General features: G+C 44.9%; 1 pseudogene. It reads left to right on the plus strand.

Annotation, left to right across the window (positions count from 1 at the left end):
- Positions 1-69: 69 nt before the first annotated feature.
- Positions 70-683, plus strand: a pseudogene (locus tag N1032_RS25620) (hypothetical protein); the annotation flags it as partial.

A 683-nucleotide genomic window follows, 5' to 3' on the forward strand; every position in this document is an offset into this window, starting at 1 on the left:
GAAGGTCAGTACCATCCGAAAGGTATCATCGGTTGTTCTGTTAATGCGACCGAACACTCAGTAATGTGCATGGGTCAGAAAGAATCGGAAATCGATACGTTCAAACGTTTGATGAACGAGGTTTATCCTTCGGGAATCCTTTCTATCGTTAGTGATACGTGGGATTTTTGGAAGGTGGTGACTCAATACTTACCAGCGTTGAAAGACGAAATTACAAAACGTCAGGGCACTGTTGTTATCCGCCCCGACTCTGGTGATCCTGTTCACATTCTCTGCGGTCGTGAAGTGGTAGATCTGAGTAACGTGATGCATCTTGGACAAGTCCAGACCATTGCTGCTCAATCGCCACTTGTAAAAGCAGGTGCTGTCGTCAAATTCAAGGGTGAGTATTTCGATTTTATTGATGGGGCGTTAACCAAAATCCCCGAACACGTAGTCAAGGGTCTTATCTCTTGCTTGTGGGACACTTTTGGTGGTGTAATCAATAAGAAAGGTTACAAAGTACTCGACAAGCATATCGGTGCGATTTATGGTGATAGCATCACTATGGAACGTGCTGATAAGATCTTCTCTCTGCTCAAGCAGAAGGGATTTGCAGCGTCAAACGTAGTGCTGGGTATTGGTTCTTATACCTACCAGTACGTAACCCGTGATACCTTCGGGTTTGCTATGAAAGCAACCTG

Source organism: Herbiconiux daphne (assembly GCF_024979295.1).
GTDB classification, from domain to species: domain Bacteria; phylum Actinomycetota; class Actinomycetes; order Actinomycetales; family Microbacteriaceae; genus Herbiconiux; species Herbiconiux daphnes.